Below are 25633 nucleotides of genomic sequence, written 5' to 3' on the forward strand. Positions count from 1 at the left end.
GCTTTCACTCCTCTTTATTTTAATTAGCATTATTTTTGTGTTTTTTATTATTATGCTTTTTTTAAAAATAAGCAACCCTTATAAAATAAGTATTTATAACTATGAATCATACCTTAATAAAAATACTATTAACAAGATCAAAAAAAACTATTCATATCATACATTTAAGAATCTTGATGAATTTACAAGAGCAATAAAAAATAAAAAAGCTGTAGCAGGGGTAAATTCTGATTATCAAATAGCTCAACTTATCGTTGAAAACAAATTAAAAAAGATTAATTTTAAAAAAGTTTTTGATGTTAATTATGATGCAAAAAATAAAAAAGAGATCATATTAAATCTTTATACTAATGACGTAAAAAAACAATTTGATTTTTTTGATAGTTGAATAATAAAGGAAATAAAGAGAATTAATCCAAATAATAAAATTGACAAGTTAAACTTTAAACCTTTTCTTTATTATAAAGATAAGGAAGTTATTGGCTTCGAAGCAGATAATAAAGAAGGTATGGACCATTTTTATGAATTTTTAATTCCTTATTTTACTCTTGACAAAGGTATAGCCTATAATCCTGAAAATTCAGAAATTTCAAAATCTACAAGAAATAATATTAAGGAAAATGCTGATTTTAGTGATATTAAAGACGGAAAAAATTGATTTGATCTAATAAATTCATTATCAAAAAAATATAAAAATCCAAAATTTTACTGAACTGATTGATTTCTTGACAATGCCATGATTGGTCAATTTTATAAAAATCTAATTGACAATGGAAGCCAAAAAAACTCATTCGGAAAATGAAAAGATTTAAACAAAGAGAACTACAAAAATATTATTGATCACTTTGCGAAATTTGTCAATGTTTCAACTGGCAATAATATAAAAGACACAAAAAGAAATAAACTTATAACTGATGGACAGGAAATTGTATCGGGCATAATTGAGCCAGCACGTGGAAAAGCTGATGTTGCAATAATGTATAATGGTGATGCACTTGATGCTTATTATGGAAAGGATAACTTTGCAAATTTAAATCAAAGTAATAATATATCGTTTGTTCGGCCTAAAAATACATATAAAAATATTGATGCATGAATCATTTCACAAGACACAGATGATAAAGAATCAGACGCTCTTCTGGAAACACTAAAAAACCTTGTTTTTGGGGATGTTAGTTTAAGCTACCAACAAATATATAATAAATACATAAATAATGTTTATAAAGAAATTAAAAATAGTGGGATTTCAGAAGAAGAAATAGAAAAAAATCTTTTTAACAAAAAAGATAAAAATAAAATTGCCAAATCATTAAAAGACATTGATTTATCATTTTATAAAAAATACTATAGATTTTTTAGAAATGCCTTTTCAAACGAAAATTTACAAAATGTTGCAAACTTTGATGTAATAAATTACACACCTAGTTTTAAGACTATAAAGTTCTTTTTATTAGAAACTTATTTCATTGATAGCAATAAAAATCAAGATCAAAAAGCAATTTCTATTTTTGATATAAAAGAAAACAAAGACATAAATTTTAGACCATATCAGCCGCTCAATCCTGAATTGAGAACAAAAATGATTGATTACTATTATCAAATAACCAAATCATAATGGTGAAAGGAATAATTATGGAAAAAAAGAAAGTTAAAAAGACAAACTCAGCAATCATTGAACTTGTTGATGTTGTTAAAGAGTTTGAAGACAAACTAGTTTTAGACAATGTCAATCTTAGTATCGAAAAAGGTGAATTTATTACTCTTTTAGGACCTTCTGGATCTGGCAAAACTACTATTTTAAGAATTATTGGTGGTTTTGAATGGGTTACTCGTGGAGAAGTTAAACTTCATGGCAAAGATATTAAGGATCTTTCCCCACATAAAAGGGATGTTTCTACTATATTCCAAGACTATGCCCTATTTCCGCACTTAAATGTTGAAAACAATATTAAATACGGTCTAAGACTTAAGAGAATTAACAAAGAAAATCTTCCAAAATCATTTCATAATAAATTAACACTGCAAAGAAGAAAATGAAGAAAATTTGCCGATCAAAAAATGAAAAATCTCGACAAAGAATTCGAATTATATGAAAGAGAATTAAATAATAATTCATCGCTTTCAAAAAGAAAGAAACAAAAATACCAACAATGAATTGATGATATGGACTTTAAATATTCATATTGAGAAAACTATGTTGACTTAAAAACTGAGGCATTTGAAAAAAGATACCTAACTAGAAAAATTACTAATGAAGAAATGGACAAAGAAGTTAAACAAATTATGGATCTCGTTGGCTTAAGCGGCAACGAAAAGAAAAACGTTAACTTTTTATCAGGTGGTATGAAACAAAGAGTAGCGCTCGCAAGATCACTAGTTATTGAACCCGAAATTCTCTTATTAGACGAACCATTAAGTGCTCTTGATGCTAAAATAAGAGAAAAAATGCAAACTCTTTTAAGGGATATTCAACAAAAGCTGAAACTTACTTTTATTTTTGTAACTCATGACCGAAATGAAGCACTGCAACTGAGCGATAGAATTGCTGTTATTCGTGATGGAAAAGTAGAACAATTTACCACTCCGAAGGAACTCTATGATTTTCCAGTTAATAAATGAGTAGCAAACTTTATTGGAGATTCAAACTTTTTTAACGCTACTTTCATAAAAGCAAACAAGGTAAAATTTATGTCAAGGACTTTTGACACTATTCATGACGAATTTGAGCCCGGGGAAAGTTTGGATGCCCTAATAAGACCAGAAGATATTATTATAACAAGAGTAAAATCAAAAGCTAAACTAACGGGAGAAATTATAAAATCAACCTATGGAGGCAGCTACTATAATTATGAGGTTCAATGTAAGGATAAAATTATTTATGTAGAAACTTCTTCAAAATACGCTGTCGGCAAAGAGGTATTTTTGGATTGGGATATTGATGCTATCCACCTAATGAAGAAAGATAAAAAACTTGAATTATTAGAAAATGAATTAGGTCAAACAAATGAAGTCTAGTACAAGAAATGTAAAAAAAATCAAAAAACTTTCTTCACCGATGTCAAAATTGCAATTTACATTTATAGTTCCATATGTTGTTTTTGCAGTTTTATTTATTATCCTACCTATGGTGTTTGTATGCATTTATGCATTTAAACCGTTAGAAGGACAAACAAAACTAGAAAATTGAGAAATTGCTCTAAAACCTTCAACATGGGTAATAATAGGAAGGTCTCTGCTGACTGGATTATTTGCTGCAACTGTATCACTAATAATCGGTTTCCCGTATGCATATATTGTTTCAAGATCTAAATATAAGATTATTAAAATATTGGGTTTAACTCTAATTCTTAGTCCCTTAGCTATTTTTACAATATCAAAAGCTTTAGCAGTTAGAGGTTTATTCTCGGCAATTTTCGATGAAAATCAGTTAAATAACAATTTCTTTATTGTTTTTGGTATGGTTTATCTTTATCTACCATTCATGGTTCTACCATTGTACCAGGTTATTAAAGATATGCCAAATAACATTTTGGAAGCCTCGGAGGATTTAGGGTATTCAAAATTTAAAACAGTTTTTAAAGTTATAATTCCTTACACATCCAAAGCAATATTAAGTGGTTTCGGAATTGTTTTAATGATATCTGCAACCTCTATTATTATTTCAGACAAACTCTTACCAAATGGCAGTCAAAAACAACTAATTGGTAACCTAATAAACCAGTTTGCCAACACAGCCAACCCGTTTGATTTAGCAAATTCTTCAACATTAGTTATTATCACTCTTGCAGTCCTATTATCAATATATGCAATCATTTATGGAATACCATTCTTAATTAGAAAAAAAAGACAAGGAGGAAATTATGACTAAATTTAAAAACTTTTTAAAATATTCATATGTTTTTGTGATTCTTGCTTTTCTTTATATACCAATAATTTTTGGAACGATTTACAGTTTTAATTCTCCTTCAGATAAAGGAATTTTTTCAGTAACAACTTGAAATAGAACTTCTTTTGATGCATACAAGGAATTGTTTTCTAAATCACATAGTCTAGCATTTGTTAACTCATTTCTTCTTGGGATCGCAACTTCTGTCCTTGTTATTAGTATCTCCTTACTAACTGTTTTTGCTCTATGAAGACACAAGAATAAAGGGGCAAGATCTTTTGTGCAAGCAACCTCAAATGTGCCTATGATAAATCCTGACGTTATTACAGGATTGACACTTGCTATTGTTCTAAACTTCTTATTTTTTGGAACCCTAAAAGCAACGAGTGAAGGTTTTTTTAGATCTATTATTGGACATACTGTTATGTGTCTTCCATACGGAATTTTAATAATGCTACCTAAAAGCGATAAATTTTCCAAAAATATTTTTGAAGCAAGTCAGGATTTAGGATATTCAAAATTTAGAACATGATTTAAAACATATTTTATTTATATGCTAGGATCTATAATTTTTACATTTGTTATGACTATGACTTTGTCATTTGATGATTTTATTATTACAAGAATTGTTTCTAATACAGAAACGTTAGGAACACAATTGTATGAAGGTCAATTTCAGGCATGATCGCTGGCTATTGGTGCAATATCACTTCTAATAGTAATATTTATAAATACACTATATATTATTTTTAAAGGAACACAAAATAAATTAGCTAAAAAATCCCTAGTTTTAAGTAAAAAACAAGCACAAAAGGATTTTTATAAGGAGGTCTTATAAATTGAACAAAAGAATTTTTAAGGTCTTAATATTTATACTTTCCTTTTTTGTTATAACCATAATTTTTATTTTTGCAATCTCAATTAAACTTTCAAATAAGTACCGGCCAAGTATTTATAATTACGAATCTTATTTAGCGCCTTCTATAAAAGAAAAACTAAAAAAAGACTACAACTATAAAGAATTCAAGGAAATCAACGAATTTACCCAAGCATTAACCCAAGACAAAGCGATTGCTGGTGTTGGGAGTGATTTTCAAACAGCACAACTCATTATAGAAAAAAAAGTCAGAAAAGTTGATTTTGCTAGATTATACGGAAAAAGTGATGCCAATGACTGAAATGTTAGAAAGTTTTTTTACACAGAAAATGTTAGAAAACACCTTGAAAACTTTGATAATCTAATATACAATAAGCTAGTAAACCTACCTAAACACGAATTAGATTCAAAAGGTTTTATTTTAGACAAAAATAAAAAACTTTGAAAAAGTAATACTAGCACCCAATGAGAACATTTTTATGACTTCTTTATACCTTATTATGCGCAAGACAAGGGAGTTGCATATAATGTTAATAAAAATAGTAGACCTAATTTAACACTAAACAATTCCTCAATTCAAGAATTAGAAAATAAATCAATGCAACTCGATTGAAATCAAATTTTTGATACCCTAAAGGAAAATAAATATCAACACATTGGTTGAACTAATGCGTTTGTTGATAACTTAATGATTGGGGCCATCAATTATAAATCGCGAGACAACAAAAATTGAAAACAATTATTCACCTTCAATGGAGAGGGAAAACTCTTTGACTTTAACGAGAATAATTACAAGCTAGCAATTGATTCTTTCGTAGAATTTGTCAAAAATTCTTCTGGTTATGATATTAAAAACACAGCATATAATCACCTAAGTGGCGATGGATTAGAATTGCTTAACTACCTTATTGAACCAAAACAAGGACGCTCAGATTCATCAGTTATTTATAATGGCGATGCCTTAGACGCTTATTATTCAGAAGATAATTTTGCTTCAGTTGAAGAAGGAACAATTAGGTTTGTGCGCCCTAAAAACAATTATTACCTTGTCGATGGTTGAATTATATCCCATAAGCTAAGCGATGAAGACACTTCCAAATTTTTAGATAGCATTAGCTCTTTGATATATAATAACAACAACGTTATTATCAGATCGGCCGAGAGCATTGAAAAAAGATTGAAATTACTAGAAAAGCGTTTCTTTGAAACATTAAAAAAATTCCTGACCAATGAAGACCTAAATAGTTCCATCGATACTTTAACGTTAATTTTCAACAGTGATAGCAGACAAGAAATTATCAAACTTCTTTCAAAATCACAAAAATTAAAAAGTATTGATTGAAACAATCTGGAAAATTGAAAAAAATTCTTAAGAAGTTTTAAAAGTAAAATTACTGAGGATAATATTGAATTTTTACGAATTATAAGAAATAATTCTGATAAGGGAACAGATATTTTTTCAGATAGTTTTGAAGAAGTTTTTACTAAAAGCGACTTAGGTGAACTAATAAACTTTGAATATATTTCATATACACCAACAGATCTTTTAACATATAAATTTTTAGATGAATGGTATTTTGGAAATGATGAAATTGCCAAATCTATTTTCAAGCAACCCTCGACAAATGAGAATTATCATTTATTCACATATCCAATTATCGAAAACAACCTGCGAACAAAGATTGCAGCCTACTATTTCGAAGCAACAAAATCATAAATAGGTTAATCCTATTTTTTCTTTTAAATTTAAGAATAAAAACATTTAAACATTTAATAATGTTATCAAAAATTAAATAGTAACAAAATTTAAGTATAATTATAAATTATAAATTAGATTAAAAGAATTGGTTAGGAGCAATGTTATGACAATTAAAAAGTTATTACAAAACATTGAAACAATAAGAGAAAATGAAAAGTTTGAGGTTAAAGGTTGATTAGTTTCTAATAGAGGAAATGAAAAAATTAGATTCTTAACTATTAATGATGGGAGTACTGTTGCAACATTACAAATAGTAGTTAAAGGAGAAATGATTCAAAAACTCAATGTCGCGCAAATTTCACTAGGAACCTCATTAATTGCTAGAGGAATTATTCACCTCACACCAGATGCCCAACAACCGCTTGAACTTATTTTAGAAACATTAATTGTTATCAATCAAGTTGACAACGATTTTCCTATACAAAAAAAAGAAACTTCACTTGATTTTTTAAGAGAAATTCCTCACTTAAGAAATAGAACAAGCTTATTCAAAAGTATAATGTTAATAAGAAATACTCTTTCTTTTGAAATCCACAAATATTTTCAAGAACACGAATTTCTTTACATGGCATCACCAATTATCACTTCAAATGATGGTGAAGGAGCTGGCGAAACTTTGTTGGTTGATGATGAAACAAAAGAGTACTTTTTCAAGCAAAAAGCATTCCTAGGAGTTACGGGGCAACTTCATGCTGAAGCATATGCGGCTAGTTTTAAGAAGGTTTATACCTTTGGGCCTACATTTCGAGCCGAAAATTCGCACACATCACGCCATTTAGCTGAGTTTTGAATGATTGAACCTGAGGTTGCTTTTTATGAATTAAAAGATATTATTAACCTTGCAGATGATTTATTAAAAACTGTCATTAAAAACACCATAAGCAAACATTTAGATGAAATGAAGGTATTGCAATCTTACAATCCTGATCTACTAGAAACATTAAACAGATTTCTTGATAACAAACTAACAGTTATTGATTATAAAGATGTGGTTGAAAAACTTAAACCTTTTAGCGACCAATTTGAAGAAAAAAACATTTTTTTTGGTATGGATCTAGCTTCAGAACATGAAAAATTCCTTTCTGAAAAAATTGTAAATGGGCCAGTCGCTGTTACAAATTATCCAAAAGATATTAAAGCTTTTTATATGTACCAAAATGATGACAACAAAACTGTTGCAGCTTTTGATTTATTAGTTCCAGGGATAGGGGAATTAATTGGCGGTAGTCAAAGAGAATCAAGATATAGCAAACTTGTTCAAAGAATGCATGACTTAAAAATTTCACAAGAACCCTTGCAATGATACATAGACTTGCGTAGATTTGGATATGCACCATCAAGTGGTTTTGGCATTGGTTTTGAAAGACTAGTGATGTATGTGACAGGTATTGCTAACATTAAGGATGTCATCCCCTTCCCAAGAGTTGCTGGACAAATTAAAATGTAACAAGGATATTAATGAAAAAAAATCTAACTATAATTATTCCTATTTACAACGTAAAAATACCTCTAAATGAAATTTTTTACAATATCTATAAACAAAAATCACAAAATTTTAATATCATTTTGACCTTTGATAGACCGAAAGAAAAGGATTATATAGAAATTGATAAACTACAATCAAAGCTAGGCGAAAGATTAAAAATTATCTTTAATTCGGGCCATCAACATTTCGATGTTGTAATAAAACAAGCTTTAGATCTTATTGAAACCCCTTATACGTTTATTCTTTACTCATATGCCAATTTAAAAAATGAGTTTATTCAAAGATTTGATAATTTTATTAAATCTTCGCCCAAAAAAGCAGATTTCATACAAGTTCCCGGATATAACCAAGTAATAAACAAATTATTATTTAAGTCAGCCCACTTATCAATGTTAGGTTTAGTCAATTTAGAAACCAATAAACTACCTTTTATATTAACTAGCCCTTTTATGTTCAATTCAATTGTTAAGACAAATATTTTAAAGAAAGTTTTTTTCTTACCTAAAACAAAGGATCTCAATCTAGAATATTCACCCAATCCTGTTTTTCAAAGCCTTCTTTATTCAAAAACATATGCTTTTTTCGAAGACACATGAATCATTAATAATAATGATAATCCATTAATTTTTAACCCTAAATCCTTGACTCGCAATTGAAATAATATATTCAATTCCTTTAATACAATAGATATTGAAACTAAAAATGCTCTTGAATTGGCTAAATGTCTAAATTATTGCTATTATATTGCTGCAATTGTCGGCTCATTAAAACATAATAAGAATCCATTAGATGAAAAAACACTAATTAGCATTAAAAACTCTCTTATTCAAGAAATTTCAATACTAAGACCTTTTTGAGTAGAGCAACTCCAAATAAATCACTTTTTTAAAGAATTTAATATTCAAAAACTTTATGATTTAACGTCTGGTTTTAGTAAAAAATGAGACCACATTATTAAAAAATTTATATGACCATAAAGCAAAATGTTAAGGCTAATTTTTGAATAAGATTATTAGCTACATTAATTGATCTTCTTATTTTCATAGTTTTAATTGTAGCGACTTCTTTTATAATATTCAATTACAAAAAAGCTGAATTTCGCACACAAAGTACCACACTAAAAGAAATATACTTTCGCCTTTGACTATTATTGATGATTTTTTTATGTATATTTGAATACATTGTTATTCCAACAATACTAAAAGGCCAAACAATTGGAATGTTAATATGTAAAATCAAAATTCTTTCCGATGAAGAAAAAAGAAGAACTTCTAAATTTATTTTTGATCGGCAAAGACTATTTGCATTCTTATGAATTTTTGTTTTTATGAGTTTCATGTTAATGTCTACTGATGCATTTTTAAAAGCTGCTCGCGGTGGAAAATTAAATAATGTTGAAAAGCTTGTTGTTATATTACCAACAGCACTAGCTACGATTTCTATAAATCTTCAAATACTGCTAATTATTTCTGGTATTTCATCAACAAGACTAAGTTGAAATGATAAATTATCGCGAACAAAAACCGTTTGAAAAAATAGATATGAAGATATTATTGAAGATGAAAATTTAATGTTTAAAATTAAACCAAAAAAACGTGAACTTCCTAAAATCAATATCACAAAATAGCCAAAAATTAAGGCTATTTTTTATTACTAAATATTAATAGGTTTAATTAGGTTATAATTATAAAGTATATTTAATTATAAGGGGTGAAGATGATAGAACTAGAAAAACTAAATAAACAACAACGAGAAGCAGTAGAATACAATGACGGACCACTTCGTATAATTGCTGGTGCAGGTTCAGGAAAAACAAGAGTTTTAACATATAAAATATCTTATTTAATTGATGAATTGGGAATAAAACCTTCACGCGTTTTAGCTCTAACTTTTTCAAACAAAGCAGCTAACGAAATGAAACAACGCGTTATCACAATGGTGAATAATCCCGAACAACTTCCTGTCATAAGTACTTTCCATGCTATTTGTGCAAAAATATTAAGATATGAAATTCATTTGCTAGGTTATGAGAACGATTTCCAAATTATTGACGAAATAGACCAAAAAGCAATCCTTAAATCAGTCTATAATGAATTAGAAATATCTAATAATGAATTCAGTTATAGTTCAATCATTTCATTCATTCAAAACAAAAAGAATTCATTATTTGAATTTTTAAATATTGAAAACGAAAATATTGACACATCTTTATCTCTACAAGAAAGAAAAGCTATCGAAACAAAGGAATTGATTTACAAACATTATCAAGAAAGATTGCAACGATCAAAAGCGCTTGATTTTGATGACTTACTAGTTTTTGTTTACAAACTTTTTTATGACCCAAAATATGAGCATATAGCCAACAAATGGGCTAAACGATATGACTATTTATTAATTGATGAATTTCAAGACACAAGCATTATTCAATACAAAATACTACAAAAACTTTGTTCAACAAATAAATTAACAATTGTAGGAGATCCCGACCAAACAATCTATAGTTGAAGAAATGCTGATATCAATATAATTATTAATTTTCACAAGGATTATCCAGATGCTATCACAATTAAACTTGAAGAAAATTATCGATCAACTAAAAAAATTCTTTATTACGCAAATAAATTAATCATTAAAAATAAATTAAGACTAGAAAAAAACTTATATACAGAAAATGAAGAAGGAGAAGATGTTGAATTTTACTGTGGCCATAGCGAAGAAGCTGAAGCCCGGTGAATAGCACGAAAAATTTCAGAATTAAAACGTTCGAGAGTGCAATTAAAAAATATTGCTATTTTATTTAGAACCAATAGCTACTCAAGAGCAATTGAAGAAGCTTTGATTAGAGAAAGTACAATATACAAGCTTTTTGGCTCAATCAAATTTTATCAACGTGAAGAAATTAAAGATGCTTTAGCATACTTAAGAGTTATTCATGATGGTAGTGAAATTATGCTTCTACGTATCATAAATAAACCTTCAAGAAAAATTGGGGAGGTAACCGTTGATAAGTTAATTGAATTTGCAAGAAATAAGGGTACAACATTATTCAATGCAATTGAAGCGCATATTGATGAACTACAAGAAACTTTAAGTATTTCAACAACTACACTTCAAAAATTAGCTTCACTAATTAATGATATTCGGTGAGCAAGAGCAGCCTTAAAAACTAATTCAATAAGCAGCACGCTCAAAGAGTTTATGTATAAAAAAATAAACTATTTTGATACATTTAAAATTTCCGAAGAAGATTATGAATCAAAACAAGAAAATTTTCAAAGTTTAATAAATGCTATTGAGTTATGGGAAAAAAACAATTCCCACGGTACTATAGATGAATATCTACAAGAAATTACACTAATAACAGATAGAGATGTCGAAAACGATGCAACAAGTTTTGTTTCATTGATGACAGTGCACAATGCTAAGGGATTAGAATTTGATTATGTTTTTATTTGTGGGCTTGCTGAAGGTTTATTCCCTCTAAAAAGAGCAATTTCTATTTCACCAAGTAAAGATTTTACATTTTTAACTAATTCAAATACACATGAAGAAAATATTGAAGGTCTTGAAGAAGAAAGACGGCTTGCATACGTTGCAATTACAAGAGCTAAGAAAAAGCTTTTCCTTTCATTTGCAATTAATAGATCTGGTTTTACTAAACGTAGCAGGTTTTTATCAGAGGCAGGTATAAAAGAACAAAATGGTTCTGTAACACTTGCAAATGATTTTTCTATTGCTGAAGAAAATCACCAAAACAACAGCCATTTAGTTGTCGGAGATTATATAATGCATAAAATCTATGGACGCGGCGAAATTATTGATATGGTTGACTCAATAATTACTGTAACCTTTCCACAACAAAAAACCACAAAACAATTTGAAAAATCGCATCACTCAATTAAAAAATGAGATGGTGACCTTAATGACTAAGGAGTTAATTTAATTTGCTAATCTGAATTATTGCATTCTCTTCCATAATATTCATTTTTTCTTTTTGATTTATTTTATTTTTAATAAGAACACAAAATAATATTAAAAACGAAAGTGGTTTCCTCTGTTTAGAAATTGATTTGAAACAAAATAGAATTAAACATCTGAATGGTATTCCCAACATTTCAAATGAACCCACATTTATAAAAAAATTAAACCTTCTAAATAATAAATGAAGAAAATTAGATGACTTATGTGAGATTTTAGAAAAAAAATATAAACTTCTTTTTTTAAGTGCTTTAAAAAATAAAGAGAATACGATTATTAGTTTTGAAACAACACATAACAAGCATTCAACATTCAAAACAAAGGTTAGTTTTGAAATAAATTTCATAAATGATCAAAAAGCTTTTATGACAGTTAATTGAAACAGAAATGATACTATTAAAAATGAAGTTTTCGAGGCTTTAAACACCAACATTTCTTACCTTTTTTCGCCAAACAACAAATATATAGCATGTGGTTTTATTTTAAACATAAAAAATATTAATAGTATTAATAACTTTATAAAACTTTTCCAAGATAGTTGCGTTTATAATCAAATAAAAGGCGTCAAGGTTTTTCTTGATTGAAATAAGATCTTTTTCGTCTTTCCCTCTGATAGATTTCAAAGCGGCCATTCTTACTATGCGACTAAAATCTTTGCAAACACTGCTACTCTTTACAAAAATCTTTACTCTACCTTTTTTTCATTTAACAATGAGCTTTTAACCAACAAAAATCAATTGTATTATGAAACGGTCTTTGACTTTATCAAAACACTTACACCTATGGTTGATTATTGAATTCCAAATAACATAGAAGATAACAAAGATTTTAAAATTTTTAAAGAAAAATATGAATATACACTTGACGAAATAAAACAAAGCAATAATATTGATTTTAAAACTGTGTCTATAAATAATTTTGGCGATGAAAACACTAAACTCAATTTATTATTAGTTAAAAGAAAATTTGAAATTTTAAATATAAAAGATGAAAATATCATAGCTTCCTTAGACATTTATAAAAATTTTTTTATGCAAATATATGAAAACATCAAATCACAAGATATTCATGGAAAAGTTTTAAATATACAAGATTTTATTTTTAATTATATTGATAATAAAAGTATTGAAAATTCTATTAAAATTGATCGTTCCTTTGTTCAATTAGTTTCACTTAATTCAAAAAAAAGTATGTTAAGAGTTAAGAAAAAAATAGAACAAATTAAAGAAAACTATCCAAAGGCGGCTATAGGAATAAAATTAACCGAAATCAATAATGATATTATTTCACTAATTGGTAAATGAGTGGGAATTATATGATTTGATAAGTCGCTTACCAAAATGCTTAATAACCCAGAAACAATGTTATATATTGGTCTTATACTCAAAAAGGCGGAGCATTTAAAAATCTCAATTGTTTTTGAGAATTTAGATTTTAAAAACTATAAAAAAGTTTTATTTAACAAAAAAATTAAAATGTTTTACTCAAGCGAAAGAAAAAAATAACATTAAATTTGAAAGGTAAATTATGAATAAAGCTAAAATTAAAGAAAATTTTTTTGAGGCAATTAATGGAGAATGATTAGATAAGCATAAAATTGCTGATAACAAAACTTCAGTCGGCACGTTTGAAAGATTAGATGAAAGTTTAACAAGATTAAAAACTAAACTTATAACAAAATGATCAATCGACTCATCTGAAATAACTGAAAATAAAATTCTTCTAGAAATGGTTAGATTTTATAATTTAGTTAATAATTGAAACGATAGAAAAAAACACTCAATAAAGCCTATTATTCCAATACTAAAAGAAATAGAATCATATCAATCATGAAATGATATTGAAAATAACTACACTAGCTTATGCTTAAGAAATTTTGAAGTTCCTATTCCTTTTTTTATACACACAGATTTTAAAAACCACGAAAAACAAACCCTTTTTGTTTCGACCCCTTCTGTTATCCTTCCAGAAAAAAGTTATTATAATGATGAAGAAAAAAAGAACTCATTTTATAGAATTTGAGTTAATATGGTTAAAAAAATGCTGTTAAAAGTAAATAATGATGAAAAATGAGCAAATGATTTAGTTAACAAAGCCCTCCTATGAGATAACGAGGCATCAAAATATATTCTTTCAGCACAAGAATGAGCAATTATAACTAACATTTATCACCCTAGAAAAGTTGATGATTTCAATAAAAAAATAAAAGAAATAAATTTATCTAATATTTTGAATTCATTAATCAATGATAGCATTAGTGAAGTTATTTGCGTTTCGAAAGATTTAGTTGACAATTATTCGAAATTATTAACAAAAGAAAATTTTGAACTTTATAAAGCTTTTCTATATATTTCATCATTAATTGAATTATCTCGCTTATTAGATTATGAAAGCTTAGTAATTTCTGGGGAATTTTCAAGAGCTTTAAGTGGTCAAAGAAAACCTTTTAGCAAGAAAAAAATAGCCGTAAAATTTGTTGTTGATAATGTTTTTTCTATGCCTTTTGGTAAATATTACGGTGAAACATATTTTGGTCCCCAAAACAAAAAGAATGTCGAGCAAATGATTCATAAAATGGTCAAAATATACGAGGACCGCCTAAAAGAAAACACCTGACTATCAAAACAAACAAAAGACAAAGCTATATTAAAACTTTCTAAAATCGGCGTTTATGTAGGCTACCCAGAAATTATTGAAGATTTTTATAAGGAATTTATTGTTCAAAAGTATAATGGCTATGATGATCTAATAACAAATGCCCTTAATTTCACAATGGCTGTTCAAAAAGCGAAATTTGCTGAATATGGTAAAAAGAAAGATATTAATCTTTGGTCAATGTCTCCGGCTATAATTAATGCTTATTATAACCCTTCAAGTAATAAAATAGTTTTCCCAGCAGGCATTTTACAATCTCCATTTTATAGTTCAAAACAATCCTCTTCTTCAAACTACGGTGGTATAGGGGCAGTTATTGCTCATGAAATATCACATGCCTTTGATAATAATGGGGCTAACTTTGATGAAGTAGGTAATATGGTAAATTGGTGAACCGAAGATGATAAAAAAGAATTTAACAAAAGAGCTGAAAAAATGGTTAAATTATTTGATAATAAAAAAACAGAAGTTGGTAAATGTGACGGAAGACTAACAGTATCCGAAAACATCGCAGATGCAGGTGGGTTATCATGTGCCCTTGAAGCAGCAAAAAGCGAAAAAGATTACAACCCAAAACATTTTTACATAAACTATGCTATCACCTGAAGATCTAAACAAAGACCTGAACTTCAAAAATTACTATTAGCTTCTGATGTTCATGCTCCTGCTATATTGAGAACAAACATTCAGGTACAAAACTCTGACGATTTTTATAAGACTTTTAAAATATCAGAGTCTGACCAAATGTTCCTAAGCCCGAAAAAAAGAGTAAAAATTTGATAATTAAAACCCCCTTCTTGTATTTTAAAAAAGAAGGAGGTTTTTTTAATGCAACAAAACGGATTGTTTTCTTTTTCGTTTTAAAAATAAAATCAATTGTAAAAAAACAAAAAGCGAAATTCAAAAAATAATTACTGATGCTATAAAAATAGCGCTGTTCTTAAAAAAAGTAGAAGGTAAAATTTTAATAATTTCATCTTTTGAAGGTTCAAATATTCAATTTGTTTTACCAGCAAAAAATAATTCATGAAACTTACGGAAAGCAACATCATAATTACTAATTACCAACCCTATAACAATAATCAGCACCCCTAGTAAAATTGTCGAAGCAATAAAACAAGATTTAATAATTTTTATTCTTATTTTTGCAAATTTTGATATTAAAAAAACTAAAAGAATTGTAAATAAAGAAAAACCCAAAATAATAAAATCTATTAAAATCAGTCTTTTCACATCTGCGAAATGCGCCATCCCTAAAGATGAATAATCTAATTTCCCAGTTCCAAATTTTTTAAACAAAACTAAATAATCAAAAAGTTCGTTATATGCTAATTTAAGTTGATCATAATTTAGTTCACCATTATTAAATTTGATATTTTTGTAATCCAGATTAGATAAATGATAATAGTAAAAAGGTTTAATAACTATTGGTAACATAATCGAAAAACTTAAGATAAATAGCATAATACTTATTATCAAAAAAACATACAAAAAATATTTACATTTTTTCCACATTGCTTATATTAGTATAGCATTAATTAACAAAATGCTTTTTAAAAAAATAATTCTGTTTTTAGCAATAAAGTAACAAAGAATAGAAATGTTATTAAATAGCAAATAAAAAACAAAACAATTGACACTAAAAAAACTTTTTTTCTTTTAAAATTAAGGTTTTTTTATTTTTTTCGACTTATCGACATTTATTATCTTTATTATTAATTAAACAAAATAATAAACATATATTTTTCTTTTTTATTTTAAATTATTTTCGAATAATTTTAATATAATTAAAATTCTATGAATATTAATTATTATAATGATACTATAGCAGCTATTTCTTCTGGTAATATTAATCAAGCCATATCAATTATAAGAATATCGGGACCTGAGGCAATAAGTATAATTAAAAAAATTTATACAGGAAAAATCGGAAAAGATAAAACAATAACTTATGGATTTATAATAGACCCAATAACCAACAAAAAAATAGATGAAGTATTAGTTAGTTTTTTTATCGGTAATAAAAACTATGTAGGAGAAGATACAATAGAAATAAATGCTCATGGTGGGATAATTGTTACGAATAAAATTTTAAATTTAATAATTTCAAATGGAGCAAGATTAGCAACCCGCGGTGAATTTACAAGACGAGCATTCATAAATGGGAAAATTAGTCTTGAAAAAGCAGAAGCTATAAATTCTCTTATACATGCAAAAACTAATATACAAGCAGAAATTGCTATTAATCAATTTGAAGATAAAGATAATGAATTAATTAATAAATTAGAAGAGCAACTAATTAATATTATTTCAATTATAGAAATAAACATTGACTACTCAGAATATAATGATATTGAGCAAATGGATAAAACAAAACTTTTAAAGTTAATAACAAATTTAAAACAATATATTGAAATAATAATAAAAAAATCAGAATTTGCAACTGATGTATATAATGGAATAAAAGTAGCTATCGTCGGAAGACCTAATACCGGGAAATCTTCAATTTTAAATTTATTATTAAATAAAGAAAAAGCAATTGTTACAGATATCGAAGGAACAACAAGAGATATTATTGAAGGCGATTATGAAATAAATGGAATTCCTTTTAAAATAATAGATACTGCAGGAATTAGAAAAACTCAAGATAAAATAGAATCAATCGGAATAGATCGTTCATTAAATGCAATTAAAGAAGCAAAAATTATTGTCCATTTATTTAACCCAGGTCAAAAAGAAAACAAAGAAGATGAATTAATAAAAGAAATGTCAAAAGGAAAAATATATATTCCAGTATTGAATAAAAGTGATTTATTAAATGATAAAGTTTCATCTGATTATATATTAACATCAGCAAAAAATAAAAATATTTGAGAGTTAAAGAATAGTTTGGTAAAAAACTATTTAAATCTTGATTATAATGACAGGGAATTAATTTATAATACTAGAAGATTAGGTTTGTTAAAGCAATGCTATATTGAATTAAATAATGCGATTTTAAGCATGGATAAAGGTTTCGGCCCTGAGATTGTAATACTCGATATTAATAAAGCATGGTCACTACTTAGAGAAATTTTAAACAAAGAGCATGATAACGAATCTCTATTGGATAATATGTTTAATAAATTTTGTTTAGGAAAGTAAAAAAAGGTGAAAAATGGGTTATAGTAGAAAAGTCGAACTAAAAGAAGGACAAATATTAAAATGGGTTAAAAATGAATCAAAACCCTTTTATTTAGGTCTTTCATATGAAGGTTTAGGGATAATAAGAGATTTTAAAGTTCCTATATTTGTTTATAATTTACTACCTGACGAAGAAGTTGATATCGAAATAACATATTGCTCTAAAAAATGTTGTTTTGCAAAAGTAAAAAAATATAGAACTTGTTCATTATTGAGAGAAAAAATGGAACCTTCGAGAGTTTTATTGTATGAAACAGGTTCTACTCCACTAGCTGGGATTAATTATGAAAACCAGTTAAAATTTAAGCAATATATTATTAAGAATTTATTTGAAAGAAATTTAAATTACACAAAAGTTTTACCTATACTTGAATCAAATTGCCAATGGTTTTACCGCAATAAAATTTCGTTGCAAATAAAATATGATGAAAAAGGTCCAAAAATAGGTTTTTTTAAAAAATATAGCCATGATCTAGTTGAGCAAACAGAAATGGAACTTGCGGTTGTTGCAATTAGGGAATTTTATAAAAAAGTGCTAATTAGTCCAAAAACAGATTTTGAAAAAGATTTTAAAAATCTTATATTTCAGGTTAAACCATTTAAAATTACTTTAAGATCGCCAAAAAGCTCATTTTGTTGTATTGAAATCATTCTTCATATTAAGGAAGATTTAAGTCCTGAGAATATAAAATTATTTGAAGCCTTATTAAAGGACAATCTAAGCTATAAAGTAACTTTCTTTAATACAACTTCTAATAAGTGGATTAATTTGCTAAATCATAATGGTATAAAATATGAACTTGGAAAATTAGTGTTTAATGTTGTTAATGATACTTTTTATCAAATAAACGAAACAGTTATGAATAATATATATAAAAAGATAAGTGATTGAATACCTAGTAATGAATTGAACGTTTTGGATGCTTTTGGTGGAGTTGGTACAATCGCTTGCTTTATTGCGCATAAATGTCGTAAGGTTTATTCGGTTGAGATAAACAAAAAATCATCATTAATGGCTATGGAAAATATTAAAGAAAATAAAATTTCTAATATCGAAGTAATAAATGATGATGCAAATAAGTGGCTTATTTTAAATAAAGAAAAAATTGATCTAGTGATTTTTGATCCGCCTCGAGAAGGTTTAGATTCAGAAACTATTAAATCAATTAAGGATTCTGATATTAAGAAAATAATATATTTAAGTTGTGAGCCTAAAACATTAGTTCGTGATCTACAGAATATAACAAGTTTCGGATATGAATTAATAGAAGTACAGCCTTATGATATGTTTCCACAAACTCAACATATTGAAACTCTAGTTTTACTAGAAAAGAAATCTTAATAAAATTTAAATTTAAAAAAGTAAGTCAAAAACTTACTTTTCATCAATTATATATTCAGTAAAGTTTGATAAGTCTTCCATTTTAAAAACATGAAGCGAAACGAGTGATTTTTTAAATCAAGGAATAGTTTTTATATGTTGTAAGGCTTTTGTAATTTGTAATAAATTATTTATTGAACGCGAGAAATAAAAGCTGTTTGACAATCAGTGAAAACCATAGTGTCTTAAAATATCCCTTATTTCTTCATATGCTTGTTTATAATTTTCTTCGCCGACTCCATATTCTCTAATTAATAATTCTTTTTTTAGATAAAAAACAAGACCGTACATATATACCTCTATAATGTAAAAAATATATATTTAATTATACCACCATTACCCTTAAAAATATACCCTTAAAAAAGTAGTTACTTCTTATTAAATTTAAAAATTAATAAGAAAATTAAAAAACCTGATGAAACAAAAAACTTGAAAGTTTTATTGAATTCAAGCCTTTTTTATTTTTATTAATTTTTAAAAAAATATTAACACAAAGTAAATCATAGAAATAGCTTCAATAAATATGGGTTTTTGTTAAAAAAATATAGATAAGAATATATTTTTAATAATTGATTATTGACTTTAAAATCTTTTTAAAAAGTGAATTGTTTTTATTTGTTATGTCTTACGTATCAAAATTGCATAAAAATGCAACATATATATATATATATATAATATTACAATAAATATTTTTTATATTAAGGAGTAATAAGATGACAAAAAAATCTAAACTTTTTCTTTTAGGAACTTCATCTGCATTATTAGTTCCTATTATGACAATATCTTGTGCTACAAAAAAAGAACCAAATAAACCAAATAACCCATCAAATCCAGTTAATCCGCAAGATTCTCAAAAACCAAAAAAGACACCCCAAACACCTTCATCAATTGAACTGTTAGGTTTTGATAAAGAAGAATTAAATAAGCCTTCTATCGATAAATCGATTACAGAAGAGGATTTTAATAGACAAATAGGAAAACAAAATTCACAAAAACAAACAAATCCTTCAACAGATGATAAAAAACCTCATAAACCATCTATAAAGTTAGACGAGAATGCTTTCAAAAACATTGCTCCAGATATTATTTTTGATTATAATGAGCCTTCAAATGAACAAATTCAAAAGATAGTTAATAATTATTATAATCAATATCTATATCAAAAATACGACCCCTCAAAAGAGGAAAAGGGAATTAGATTTTCTTTTTCATTAGAAGAAGAAAATAAAAATCCATTAAATACTGATAAGATTATTTTTAATAAAGACATCATTATCGATGGTAAAAAACAAAAGCAAAAACAACAAGAATATTTAAAACAATTATCCAAAATCATTGTTTCTGATTTAAAAAATAACACACAAGCCTCTTTAAATGGTAATAATAACAATATAACATTATCTTTATTCGAAAAAGAACAACAAGAAGAAATTTTGAATACCTTTGAGGAACATATTAAAAATAAATGAAATGGTATAACAAGTTCTTTTGTTTATGATGAAACATTATTCACTTCTAACAATCTTAGTGTTGAAACTTTTAAAAACAGCATAAGTGAATATTACAAAGCAGCTGATCCTGCAATGAGAACTATTAAACAACTATTGCAAGACAAAGCAGACGTTGATAGATATTTCAATATGCTACAACCTTTGTTGGGTGGGTTTGTAGATTTAAAAGAATTTGGAGATAAGTTTGTATTATTTAACCAAAATAAATTTATTACCCAAGAAGAAATAAAGCGCAAAAAAATTACCCACGGAGATTTTAATAAATTAATTCAATATCGTAAAGATGCAATTCGAGAATTAAGTGAAAAAATCACCTATAAAACTTGATTAAAAAATAAAAATGATGAATATTACACTTTATTAAGAAACCCAAAAATTCATAAAATGCACAATTACAATATTGCACTAACACAATTGTGAACGCTTATCGCAGAATTAAATAAAGGTTCAAATTTAATAAAAATAGATAAAGAAAAATTAGACCCTGCCTTGCATACTCAAGCCGAAGTTATTGCAATGTTAAAAAATCCCGAAACTAAAAAGAAAACAGAAAATGCATTTTATGCACAATATATGGATAAAATTTTTACAAATATTTTTAACGCAGGTGAAAAAGAAACAAGATGAGACAAAAATCAAAATTACGTTTTAGAATATAAAGCACAGACACATCATTATAAAAAAGAGGAAAAATCTGAGAAAATATATCTTTTGACTAGATTGGTTTTTGATAATAAAGAAACAGATGAATTTTTGATTAAATATACATTCCGTTGAAGAAAAAATGCAGATCACCTTCATTTTAAAGAATCAAAGCCAGCACTTAAAGCAAACCGGTAGTGTAGTAAATTTTGTGTAAATTTATCTCTTGCTTACTTTTTGAGTAAGAGATTTGAGAATAGAAATTACACAAATCTAAATTTATTTTAATTATTTATAGTGCCTAAAAAAAGTAGACACCTCATAGGAGGAATGTCTACTTTTTTATCTTGCTATTTTTGCACATAACAAACCTATATTGCATCTTTTTTAATTGCTTTAATTTAATTCTTTTCAATTAATCTTGATGCTTCGGCTAAGTTTACGCTAAAGAAAGTTGTAACACCTCTTTTTTGCATTGTTGCACCATAAAGTTTATCAACCCTTTCCATTGTGCCTTGGCGATGAGTGATAACGATAAATTGTGTTTTTTCTTTAAGATTTTGTAAGAATTCTGCAAAACGGATTACATTTGCTTCATCAAGTGCAGCTTCTACTTCATCTAATATACATAATGGCAATGGCTTTGCTTTTAATAGCGAGAACAACAGAGAAATTGCAATAAGTGCTTTCTCACCCCCAGAAAAAAGTTTTAAATTTTTGATAGATTTGCCAGGCGGCTGTGCCACAACATCAATTCCACTATCTAGAAGATTCTCTGGATCTGTGTATCTGATTTCTGCCATTCCACCACCGAACATTTTTGAGAAAACAAACTTTATTTCCTTATTTGCAAGATCAACGGTGTTAGTTATTCTTTCAATTATTATCTTATCCATTTCGCTAATAACTTCTTCAATTGTTGTTTTTGCTTCAACAATATCTTTTTCTTGCTTTTTGACTTCATCGTATCTATCCTCTGTTTCTTTGAGTTGTTCGATTGAGTCCAAACTTACATGGCCAAGATCTTTTATATCATTTTTTAAATCAGAAACAATTTTTCTTGCTATTTCGAAATCTAAATCTGCTATATAAAACTCTTTTGCTGTCTCAAAAAGCATATTATATTGTTCTGAAAGTCTTTGTTTTGCATAATTAATAGCTGCTTCTGATTTTGCTTTTTCTGCTATTTGGATAGCATTTTCACTAATGAGTTTATTTAAATCATTATTAGCCGCGCTTTGTTTTGCGTTTGCTTCTGCAAACTCTTTTTTAGCAACTTGTAATAATTCATTTTGAGAAGTTTTGTTTGTTAAAAGATGGCTTCTTTCAAGTACTAGTTTTTGAATTTCATATGCAATGTTAACAGTCTCTAGCTCTTCTATTTTTTCTTTTGATATATTTTCATATTGAATTCTTAATTCATCAAATTTTGCCAAATCATCGTTTTGTATAAGCTCTTGTTTTGATAAATTAAGGCTTAAGTTTGAGAATAAACTAAGTAATTTTTGAATTTCTTGTTCTAGATCATTTAATTTTGTTTGTCGTTCAGAAATTATTTTTAACAGTTCTGGTTTCAGTGATTCAATCTTTTTTATTTGCTCATCAAGGCCAAATGCTGATATGTTGTCGCTTTTTTGCCCCCCACTTAAAACACCACCAACTCTAATTATGTCTCCTTCGAGAGTGACAACCATATAACGTTTTTCAAGTAGCTGTGATAATCTATTAGCATTTTCAATATTATCCGCAATCAAGATATTGCCTAATAAAAATTTTCTTAAAATATCAAACTCACGTTCAGTATAAACCAACTCTGATGCAATACCTAAAAATCCTTTTTGAGTTTGGGCTACAACAATATGATGTTCCGAAACGTATTTAGGATTTATGGACGCTAATGGAATGAAAGTTGCTCTACCACCATTATTTTCTTTTAGGAATTCAATAGCCTTAACAGCTGTTTCAGAATTATCAACAACTATATGTTGTAAGGCTCCTGCTAGAATTGTTTCAATAGCAAGGCCAAATTTAGCATCAACGCTTATAATTTCTGAAACTAGAGCCTTATATCCTTTAAATAAATGTGAGTTTTCAACAATATTTTTTGTCCCTTTTTGTAAATTGCTTTTGCTTTGCTTTACTTCATGAATATAATCTAATTTTGAATTTATTTTTTGTAGCTTTTCTTTGTCGTTATCTAGTTCTCTTTTAAGGTCATTTTTTTGAGCTGAAATATTTAAGATAGATTGATTAATGGTGTTGATTTTTTCTTTTTGTTGTTTAATAAAATTTTTAGAAAGTGAAATTTTTGTATTTAGGCTACTTAATTCGTCTTTTAGGGCTTCTCTTTTTTGCTCTACGTTTGCTTCAATACTTCCACTAATAAGCATTTCACGTTGTTTTGATTCCCTAGCAGATCTTATTTCTAAATCGTTAATTTCTCTACTTATTTCATCAATGCGAGAAGTTAGATTAATAATCGCAGCATCGAGTTCGACCATGAGATCGTTTTTTTGCTTTGTTATATCATTGTAAAGTTTGATTTTTATTTCAAGGTCCTCTTTTTTTTGACTATAAATCATTGAATTAGCGTTTAGTTCATCTAACTTTTCTGAATGAGCCATAAAATCGTGAACTAACAATGAGACTTCAACTTCTTTAAGTTGTTCGCTCATTATTTTATATTTCTTTGCTTTCTCAGCCTGTTTTTGCAAAGGTTTTATTTGTTTTTCTAATTCCTGTACAACAATTGCTATTTGATCTAAGGCTTCTTGCGTTCTTTCTAATTTGCGCAATGCTTCTTGTTTTTTTGAGCGATACATCGATGTTCCAGATGCTTCCTCAAAAATTTCTCTTCTTCTTTCAGGTGTTGCCTCAGCGATATCAGAAATAGTTCCTTGCCCTATAATTGCTAATGATGATTTTGAAATGCCACTTTGCATAGCAATTTCTTTAATGTCCTTTTGTCTTGCTACTTCGCCATTTATATAGTACTCATTGGCACCTTTTCCTCTATTTAAGACACGAGAAATTGTAAAAAAATCATGGGGAATATTAGCGGCACGATCACGATTATCAAAAGTAAGTATGACTTCTGCGCGATTCATTTCCTTTTCCGTTTTTGAGCCCGCAAAAATTACGTCCTCCATATTGTCACCACGTAAAACTTTTGAACTAGTTTCACCTAAAACTCATCTGATAGCATCATTAATGTTTGATTTACCTGAGCCATTTGGTCCAATAATTGCAACAACACCGCCGTCGAATTTTAATGTAACCTTATCAGCAAAGGATTTAAAACCATGTGATTCAACTTGAATTAATTTCATTATTTTCCTTTCCGTTTTTCAATGAAGACTTAAAAATAATAATATAAATTATTATAATAACTATTTTTAAAAAGGCTTAGCAAAAAATATTTTTTTCAATGTTGTTGTTATAAAAGCCATTTTTGATAATAAATTTATAATGAATTAATAAATTGTTTTCATTTTATTTTAAGCACGATTATTCATTTTACAATACAAGTTTGTTAGTAATTTTTATTAAAGTTTTAAGAGTAAAAATAAGAATAAAAATTAATCCTTAAAACATATAAAATTAGTTTTTAAAAGAAGTGTAAGTTTATTGTAAAAAGCCTTATAGTTAAATATTTTTTTAATTTTGATAAAATTAATAAAAATAAAGCTTTATTAGTATTGAGGTACCAATATGTCCAATAATAAAAAATGAAAAAATAAAAAAATTAACATTAATAACTATAGAACACTTGAGGTTCAAAAGCAAAGAAAAGCATTATCTAGCTCTTGAAAGATAGCTTTAACTGGTTTATTCCTAGTAGCAATTCCTTCATTTATTTTATTTATTTTGCTCGGCCGAGATGGATGGGCATTTGAAATAACAAAAAAAATGGAAAGATGGTCTATGCTCTTGCCTATTGCTATTGGTATTGTTATTATTCAAACTGCAGTTGTTTCTTTAATAGTTTTTAAATTTAAGGTTTATAGCAGTAGTTCATTCGTTTTTTTAGTTCCATTCGCAATTGCTATGGCTTCGTTCTTAGTTTCATCAGGCGTTGAAGAGTGGCCTTACAGAGTCATGCCAGCTGTTGGTCTTGCATTTTTATCGTTACCAATATTGCTTGTGTTTAAACATATTGAAAAAAAGAAAAAAGAAAAACAAAAATTACAGTTTGAACAAGAAGAAAGAGCAAAAAGAACATTACTAGACTAAATTAAGTTTAGTTTTTTATTTTATATCTAAATTAGTTTTAAA

At 27.2% G+C, this 25633-nt stretch carries 18 protein-coding genes; 15 read left to right on the forward strand and 3 right to left on the reverse strand.

Annotated features, from left to right (window positions below; genetic code table 4):
• The first annotated feature begins 52 nt into the window (after window positions 1-52).
• The 11 genes from ACT1UH_RS02700 (at window position 53) to ACT1UH_RS02750 (ending at window position 15424) form a co-directional block, all read left to right on the forward strand.
• The gene (locus ACT1UH_RS02700) at window positions 53-1615 is read left to right on the forward strand and encodes a hypothetical protein (protein ID WP_444704881.1); all 1563 of its coding nucleotides are present in this window, start codon (window positions 53-55) and stop codon (window positions 1613-1615) included.
• Between the two features lie 17 nt (window positions 1616-1632).
• The gene (locus tag ACT1UH_RS02705) at window positions 1633-3015 is read left to right on the forward strand and encodes an ABC transporter ATP-binding protein (protein ID WP_444704882.1); all 1383 of its coding nucleotides are present in this window, start codon (window positions 1633-1635) and stop codon (window positions 3013-3015) included.
• Window positions 3005-3868, forward strand: a complete 864-nt coding sequence (locus tag ACT1UH_RS02710; protein ID WP_444704883.1) for an ABC transporter permease — start codon at window positions 3005-3007, stop codon at window positions 3866-3868. The genes ACT1UH_RS02705 and ACT1UH_RS02710 overlap by 11 nt, the downstream gene beginning before the upstream one ends.
• On the forward strand, window positions 3861-4724 hold the full coding sequence (locus ACT1UH_RS02715; protein WP_438340486.1) for an ABC transporter permease: 864 nt from the start codon (window positions 3861-3863) through the stop codon (window positions 4722-4724). Before ACT1UH_RS02710 ends, ACT1UH_RS02715 begins: the two co-directional genes overlap by 8 nt.
• Window position 4725: 1 nt before the next feature.
• On the forward strand, window positions 4726-6480 hold the full coding sequence (locus ACT1UH_RS02720; RefSeq protein ID WP_444704884.1) for a hypothetical protein: 1755 nt from the start codon (window positions 4726-4728) through the stop codon (window positions 6478-6480).
• A gap of 145 nt (window positions 6481-6625) precedes the next feature.
• Window positions 6626-7969 (forward strand): asparagine--tRNA ligase, encoded by a 1344-nt coding sequence (asnS, locus tag ACT1UH_RS02725; protein WP_444704885.1) that lies wholly within the window; start codon window positions 6626-6628, stop codon window positions 7967-7969.
• Between the two features lie 11 nt (window positions 7970-7980).
• Window positions 7981-8985 carry a hypothetical protein gene (locus ACT1UH_RS02730; protein WP_444704886.1) on the forward strand — a complete coding sequence of 335 codons (1005 nt, stop codon included), beginning with the start codon at window positions 7981-7983 and terminating at the stop codon, window positions 8983-8985.
• Window positions 8976-9635: an RDD family protein gene (locus tag ACT1UH_RS02735; RefSeq protein ID WP_444704887.1), complete on the forward strand. Its 660-nt coding sequence runs from the start codon at window positions 8976-8978 to the stop codon at window positions 9633-9635. The genes ACT1UH_RS02730 and ACT1UH_RS02735 overlap by 10 nt, the downstream gene beginning before the upstream one ends.
• Window positions 9636-9724: 89 nt before the next feature.
• Window positions 9725-11938: an ATP-dependent helicase gene (locus tag ACT1UH_RS02740; RefSeq protein ID WP_444704888.1), complete on the forward strand. Its 2214-nt coding sequence runs from the start codon at window positions 9725-9727 to the stop codon at window positions 11936-11938.
• 14 nt (window positions 11939-11952) lie between these two features.
• Window positions 11953-13491, forward strand: a complete 1539-nt coding sequence (locus ACT1UH_RS02745) for an MHO_4530 family protein (protein WP_444704889.1) — start codon at window positions 11953-11955, stop codon at window positions 13489-13491.
• A 22-nt stretch (window positions 13492-13513) separates the two neighbouring features.
• Window positions 13514-15424 (forward strand): M13 family metallopeptidase, encoded by a 1911-nt coding sequence (locus ACT1UH_RS02750; RefSeq protein ID WP_444704890.1) that lies wholly within the window; start codon window positions 13514-13516, stop codon window positions 15422-15424.
• Between the two features lie 42 nt (window positions 15425-15466).
• On the opposite strand, the gene ACT1UH_RS02755 is transcribed toward ACT1UH_RS02750, so the two are convergent.
• Window positions 15467-16156, reverse strand: a complete 690-nt coding sequence (locus tag ACT1UH_RS02755) for a TIGR01906 family membrane protein (protein WP_444704891.1) — start codon at window positions 16154-16156, stop codon at window positions 15467-15469.
• 282 nt (window positions 16157-16438) lie between these two features.
• On the opposite strand from ACT1UH_RS02755, the gene mnmE reads away from it, so the two are divergent.
• Both mnmE and rlmD read left to right on the forward strand, forming a co-directional pair.
• The gene (gene mnmE / locus ACT1UH_RS02760; protein WP_444704892.1) at window positions 16439-17785 is read left to right on the forward strand and encodes a tRNA uridine-5-carboxymethylaminomethyl(34) synthesis GTPase MnmE; all 1347 of its coding nucleotides are present in this window, start codon (window positions 16439-16441) and stop codon (window positions 17783-17785) included.
• A gap of 13 nt (window positions 17786-17798) precedes the next feature.
• On the forward strand, window positions 17799-19166 hold the full coding sequence (gene rlmD / locus ACT1UH_RS02765; protein WP_444704893.1) for a 23S rRNA (uracil(1939)-C(5))-methyltransferase RlmD: 1368 nt from the start codon (window positions 17799-17801) through the stop codon (window positions 19164-19166).
• Between the two features lie 33 nt (window positions 19167-19199).
• On the opposite strand, the gene ACT1UH_RS02770 is transcribed toward rlmD, so the two are convergent.
• Window positions 19200-19496 carry a hypothetical protein gene (locus ACT1UH_RS02770; protein ID WP_438340497.1) on the reverse strand — a complete coding sequence of 99 codons (297 nt, stop codon included), beginning with the start codon at window positions 19494-19496 and terminating at the stop codon, window positions 19200-19202.
• Window positions 19497-19918: 422 nt separating this feature from the next.
• Between ACT1UH_RS02770 and ACT1UH_RS02775 the strand changes: the two genes are divergently transcribed.
• Entirely contained in the window at window positions 19919-21556 is a 1638-nt protein-coding gene (locus tag ACT1UH_RS02775; protein ID WP_444704894.1) for a hypothetical protein, read from the forward strand.
• 203 nt (window positions 21557-21759) lie between these two features.
• On the opposite strand, the gene ACT1UH_RS02780 is transcribed toward ACT1UH_RS02775, so the two are convergent.
• Window positions 21760-24687, reverse strand: coding sequence for an AAA family ATPase (locus tag ACT1UH_RS02780; protein ID WP_444704895.1), 2928 nt, complete (start codon window positions 24685-24687; stop codon window positions 21760-21762).
• A 382-nt stretch (window positions 24688-25069) separates the two neighbouring features.
• Here ACT1UH_RS02780 and ACT1UH_RS02785 point away from each other — a divergent pair, with 382 nt between their 5' ends.
• Complete coding sequence (locus ACT1UH_RS02785; protein WP_438340500.1) at window positions 25070-25591, forward strand: hypothetical protein; 522 nt, start codon at window positions 25070-25072, stop codon at window positions 25589-25591.
• The last annotated feature ends 42 nt before the right edge of the window (window positions 25592-25633 follow it).

Source organism: Mycoplasma sp. 332 (assembly GCF_052378275.1).
Taxonomy (GTDB): domain Bacteria; phylum Bacillota_I; class Bacilli_A; order Mycoplasmatales; family Metamycoplasmataceae; genus Metamycoplasma.